Source organism: Candidatus Aquicultor sp. (assembly GCF_054640775.1).
In genome coordinates this window covers 1-6,139 of the sequence record NZ_JBTSLF010000153.1, presented here as the reverse complement: position 1 = coordinate 6,139, position 6,139 = coordinate 1, and the positions used below count along the sequence as shown (strand labels likewise).

Below are 6,139 nucleotides of genomic sequence, written 5' to 3'. Positions count from 1 at the left end.
CGACGATATCGGAGGTGTAAGCGTCAAAGGTCAGGTTCGTTGTATCGAGTGTAATCGACCCTGTCGTGGTAAGCGACCAGCCCTTCGCCGCGTTCGTGCCTCCTTCCCTCACATAAACATAGGCGCCGACGGCAATCTCGCTGATCTGATTGAAATCATCCACACGTGTCAGCATGTACGGATCATTGCTGTCGCCAACCTGCGTGACCATGTAAATACCATTACGTTTAGCGTCTGTCTGATTCTTGACCAGGACGCGGTCATTCAAGCCAAGGCTGACTCCGTCGATCGATATCGCGCCATCTGCCGTCGCCGTCAGGACATTGCTGGAGTAAGTGGCTGAAAGGTTAGCTGTCGTAGCGACCCGCGCTGCCTCATGCAGGTTGAATCCGGCGTTTGCCGTCGTGAGCTCGCTCCAGTAGAGGTTGTCGTCGAGGACAATGCCTGACGCGTTTGTCGTCGTAAGCGCCCAGTACTCTTTTGCCTGTGATGTACCCTCTCCGACATAGACAAAGGCGCCGGAGTTGATCTCCGCATTAGCGTCGAAATCAGTTGCCCGGGTCAGAATATACGGTGCAGAGTCTGCAACACCCACCTGGGTCACCGTATAGATCCCGTTCTGCGAAGCCGTCGTCTGGTTTTTCACAAGCACCCGGTCATTGAGTGCCAGATCGATACCGTCAAGCGTGATTAAACCATTGGCCGATGCCGTCAGGGTATTGCTGCCAGTGTAACTGGCCGACAGATTAGCTGTGGTCGCCACACGAACCATTGCATAGGGGTAAAGACCGGTCGCGTTGGCGATGGCTTCCACAACCGTCTGCTGGGTGGGCTGGCTCGTTCCATTGATCAGGATGGTCAGAGTCTTCGTCAAGCCGCTGTAGGTGGCAAATGCCTTGCCGGCCTCCATGTTTGCATCGGCAACGATTTTTACGGCAACGCCGTTGTACAGGCTACCCACATGACTGGCCGTAAAGTTGATCCCCGATACCGTTGCCAACGCGGCTATCTCAGCCAAACCGCCCTCGGTTACGTCAGAAACATTCACGGATCCTTCTGTGCCGTTTTCAGTCTTCGCAGTGGGCGCGGTGATGATTCCCGTGGCGGCAGCTGCGGCTTCGTAGGTGTTGCGGAAGGCGGTCATCGAAGTCGAAGTGAAGGTCATGATCCGGTCGATGACGGTCTGGGCGGTGGTCACGCCGCTTTTGATGCGCACGGTCAGGATTTCGGAAGCGCTGTCCCAATACGGGGCGGCGTCGTTGGAGGTCATCGATCCGTCGTCAATAAAGAGCACGATAGTGCCGTTATTGTCGCCGTTGGCCTTAGCGCTGATCACGACGTCGTTGTCGGATCCCGTGGTATCGATAGTGACGGTTGACTTGGTAGAGCTGGCAACACCCCCGGCAGTGACATATGCGGTGGCCGTCGGAACGACGGCACCGTTATCGGTCGTCGCATCTCCCGTTCGCTTGGCCAGGTAGGAGGCCCGGAAAGTGGTCATATCGTTATCGGCGAACCCAGTATCGTTCACCTTTCCGATGATGGTTTCAGCCGTGGTCGTGCCGCTCTCGATGACCACGATGAGCAGCTTGTTGGTATTGTCCCAGTAGGGAACGGCGTCGGCTGTTAAGATGGACCCGTCATCGATGAAAACGACCCCCATACCGTTATAAGATGCTCCATTATTCTCCGCCTCAAAAATGACATCGTTGTTGCTTCCAGTCGGAGCAACCAGCAGTGAGGCTTTCGCAACGTCCGTCCCTCCACTCGTTAGACCGACCGCGGCGCCAACCACGGCGCCCGGGCCTACGGCTACGGCTTGATAGGTTGTGTTGAAACTGTTCTGCACCAGGGCGTTGGCGGCGGTGATAACGGTCTGGGCCGTCGTGGAATCGCTGTCGATCTTCACGGTAAGCAATTTATCCGTGCTGTTATAGCTCACTGTGGCGCTGTTACCCGACTCAGTTCCGTCATCAAGATAGAATACCCGCAGACCATCCGCAGCAGTTCCCGCCGTCCTGGCAACAAAGCGGATGGCATTGTGATCGCCGGCGGCATTAATAACCACCGAGGAGTTGACACCGTTGCTGCCGCCATCGGTGCGGGTCGCGACGCCAACGGTACCGTGGATCCGTTTGCCTTCAGCATCATTATTCAGTTCAACGGCGGCTTCGGCGGTGAACGGTATGGCGTCGTTGGGGATATCGGCGGTTCCTATGGCGCGCATCACGTCCATCCGGGTCGTCTTACCCGTCTCGATGTAGATCGTCAGCACCTTGGAGGCATACGCGGCATTGGCATGGTACTCGTCCCAGGCGCCCTTGTAATCAGTCGTTTCAGCAACGCTCCCGTAAGTGTTGGGGCCGTCGTCGATGATTTTGACCGTAAGCCCGGAGTAGTCAGCGCCAATTTCACCGATCAGCCGGATGTCGTTGTCGGCGCCAGGCATCGTCAGCGGATAGGAAACGGGCGTGGCATCCACGCCGCTGGCGGTCGGAACCGGGAGTGTGTTGATCGTGCCGTCGTCGCTTGTGGCATCACCCGTTGGAGCTGCTGTCAGACCGTGACCGCTGGATACCCTGGTTGCATTGATTGCAGCAATCACCGTTTCGGCCTTGGTCACGCCGCTGTCGATCCGGACGGTCAATGTCCTGTCAACCGACGACCAGCCGGTCGCATCGGCCGCGCCGGCAGCAAGGCTGTCGTCATGCACCAGTTTTATCGTCACCCCGCCCTCCTGGCTGGAGCTGGTGAGCACGATATCGTTGTCGTCGCCCGGCGGGGAAAGTGTGACGGTGGCCGCGCCGGTGCCGAGCATCCATACTTCCATCCCGTTGAGACCATCGTTGGCAGTGAAGTAAAGGACGTCGTCGTTCGTGGCAGATGTGCCATTGGTGTAAACGATGAAATCATCAATGCCGGAATCGGTGGCTCCGCTGTAGATATCCTTGAACAGGACGGTGCCGTCAGGCGTTCCGTCGCTGACCCACAGCTCGCGCCCGTGAGCGGCATCGGCGGCGGTAAAGTAAATCTTGCCGGCATGGACGATAAGATTTTGCGGCGAGGAACTCTTGTCATCGGCGGTGTAGATATTCTTGACAAGCGTGTGTTCGCCGGTCCCGGGGACTGTCTTCCAGAGTTCCTCCCCTGCTACAGTACTTCCCGTCGCCGCGAAATAGACAGCGCTGCCGTACTCGACAAACTCGCCGGGATTAGAGGACGCAGTCCCTGTGAAGATGTCGGCCGCCAGTGACACGGAGGCGCCGGCGGTCTTCCACAGCTCGGCGCCCTTGTTGTTCCACGCCGTGGTTCCGGTATTGGCGCCGCCGTTGGCGCTGAAGTAGAGGATATCATCCGTTGTAGCAGGGGTGCCATTTGTGTAAACAAAGAGGTTGTCCACATTGGCCGAGCCGCCGCTGTTGACGTCGATCAGCGTGAACGTGGCGCCTTCGGTCTTCCACAGCTCGGTCCCGGAAGCACCGTTGTCCGCCGTAAAGTACAACAATCCTTGGAAGAGCGTGAAATTGCCTGGATTTTTCAGGCTGCGGCTGTTCGCATCGTAAACAGTGACGGCTGTAGCGCCTTCGGCGTACCAGAGAACCGTATTGCCGTCCTTAGGCGCCTTGAAGAAGACGATTTCCTTGCCGGATGCATCGACATAGACGTAGGGCGATCTCGCCCCCGTCAACGCGATGGATGTGCCCACCAAGGCTGGCGTTGAGGCAGTCGCGGCGAACAGCGTCGGGATGTTCACGTAATCGGCCACAAAGTACAGGGTCTCGGTTGTTCCACCCACGTTGACCATCGTCAGTTCGCCGGCATTTTCCAGGATGTTTCCGCCATAACGCAGATAATCTCCGTCCACGCGCACGTTGCCGTCAATGAGCAGATAGAGCTTGCTTCCTACGGCGGCAACAGACGTCGGCGCCTCGTCAAACTCATCGACAAACTCGATAGTCATCGTATCCGGGTTGTTGCCCGCCACACGCCAGAGGTGATCGGCCTTGGTGGTGCCGAGATTATCGCTGATAGTCCCGCCGCTCACGGTAAAATAGAGCGCGCCGTCCACATCCACAAGGTTCGCCGGCGTGCCGCCGACGGCGCTCAGCAGGAAGGTGCCGGCGGCGGCGCCGTTGCTGCCCCAGATTTCATAAACACCGTCGGCGTTGAGCGCCGTGAAGAAGATGCGGTTGCCACCAACCACGGTCAGTTGGGAGACGTTGGCGGGGAGCGTAACCGACTCGCCGGAGAGGCCGGTCAGCAGCAGGGCTACCCGGGCCAGAACTTCCGGATCGTCCATGTAGGCCAGATACGGCGTCAGGTCGAATTCGAGGATCGCCACCTTGCCCTGTCCAATCTCCAGCCCCTCTCCGGAAAGAATCAGGTTCAGGTCGAGCGTCTGGTCAAGGGCGACGGCATCGGGATCAGCGATAACACCCGCGCCGGTGTTGCTCGTACCCGCCAGAGCGGCCTTGAAGCTCCCCTGGAGATTGATCGCGGCGATCAACTGGTTGACGGTGGTGCCGACCGGCATCGTCAGGGTCAATGTCTTTGTTCCGGCCTCATAAGAAACGTTGAGCGCACCTGACTGGAAGACGATGCTGAAGGTGTCGCCCGCGGTCGCCGGGGCAGGGACCAGGAATAACTCGCCGTTGGCCGTTATGCCGTTCACGTCGATGAGACCGCCCTCGATGACGCCGTCATAGGCAGGCAGGCGGGTGGTCATGCCCGCCGAGGCGGCAGGCGTCAGCCGGATCATTGTGCCGAGCTGTCCGTCGCCAAGCGTGGTGAAGCGGTACCACTTCTGGCCCTCTCCGGGCAGCAGCGTGTAACGGGTCGAATCGAGGATGCCGTCACCGTCCAGATCCGGATCGTAGAACTGATCGGGCCGGCCGATCCCCGTATCGACGAGGAAATTGCCCGAGCCGGTGATGACGCGGTTGGTGAGGATCGCGTAGCCGGTCGTCGGCATCTCGTACTGCTGGTAATGACCATAGATGGCGTAAAGCTGACCGGCATCCTTCTTCGCTCCGTCCAACTGGCCGTCCATCATGGCCGCGCCGAGGAGCAGATCGTCAATCCGGTCGCCGTCGAGATCAATCTGCGGCGTAGCGGAGAGAATGCCGAACTGATCGTACTCGCCCTCACCATCCATCGTCAGATTGGCCGCAGCGAGCGTGATACTCTTGCTCTGGCTAAATTCGATTTCAGCGAAATCCTTGAAGATGTAAACGGATCCCTGTTGATTCCGGCTCAGGATCTCATTGGCATTATAATTATCTGAAACGGTGCTGATCCGGGTGACCTCGGTCTGGCCGATGATGAGATCCAGGGTGCCGCTGCCGTCGATATCGCCGGCCGACGCCTGGAGCGTGGCGACAAGCGAAGTGGCGCCAATCTCGGCTGCGGTGGCCTGCTGGATGCGGACATCGGCGGTGTTGGAGGCATCCGCGGCTTCCGCCGGTCCGGCGCCGTAACTGCTCCGGCCGTAGAAGACCAGCAGGCTGCCCAGAGCAGAACCGGCATCCTCACGGGTTCTGCTCACAGCGAAATCATCGTACCCGTCGCGGTTCAGATCGCCCAGCGCGTAAACACCCGCGCCGAAGCTGGCGTCATAAACCCTGAATCCGGCGTGGTCGGTCAGGTTCATCACCTGCTCCGCCGTCAGACCAATCGTGAAGTTGGCCCTGAAACCGGCGGCCTCCGCGTTATTGGTCACCGCGTTGATCACGTCATTGGCGGTGGCATAACGATTTCTGATCTTTATCGTCAGGATGTCTGTAGCTGCGTCGGTGAATTCCGCCTTCGCCGGATCCGAAATGGAAGAATCCATGACAAATTTGATCAGCACGTCATTGAACCCGGACCCGACAGCTTTCGCCTCGAACCAGAGGTTGTTGTTCGACCCGGCTAACGCAAATACAGCGCGGGACGTCATGCCGGCGGAACCGTAAGCCGTCCAGGCCGAGCCGATGACGGTGTCGTCGCTCAGCGCATTGCCGTTGGTGACACTTCCGATGCCGGTGTTGGCGGGTGTCTGACGACCGCCCAGCAGATAGGCCCAGCCGTTTCGGGGATCGGGAACCGGATCCACCTTGAACCCCTTGACGCCGATGAGCAGATCATCCAGACCGTCGCC

At 58.9% G+C, this 6,139-nt stretch carries 1 protein-coding gene; it reads right to left on the bottom strand.

What is annotated here, in order from left to right:
• Positions 1-6,139: ELWxxDGT repeat protein (locus ACYC56_RS11355; protein WP_461374295.1), on the bottom strand; the 6,139-nt coding region annotated here is incomplete at both ends.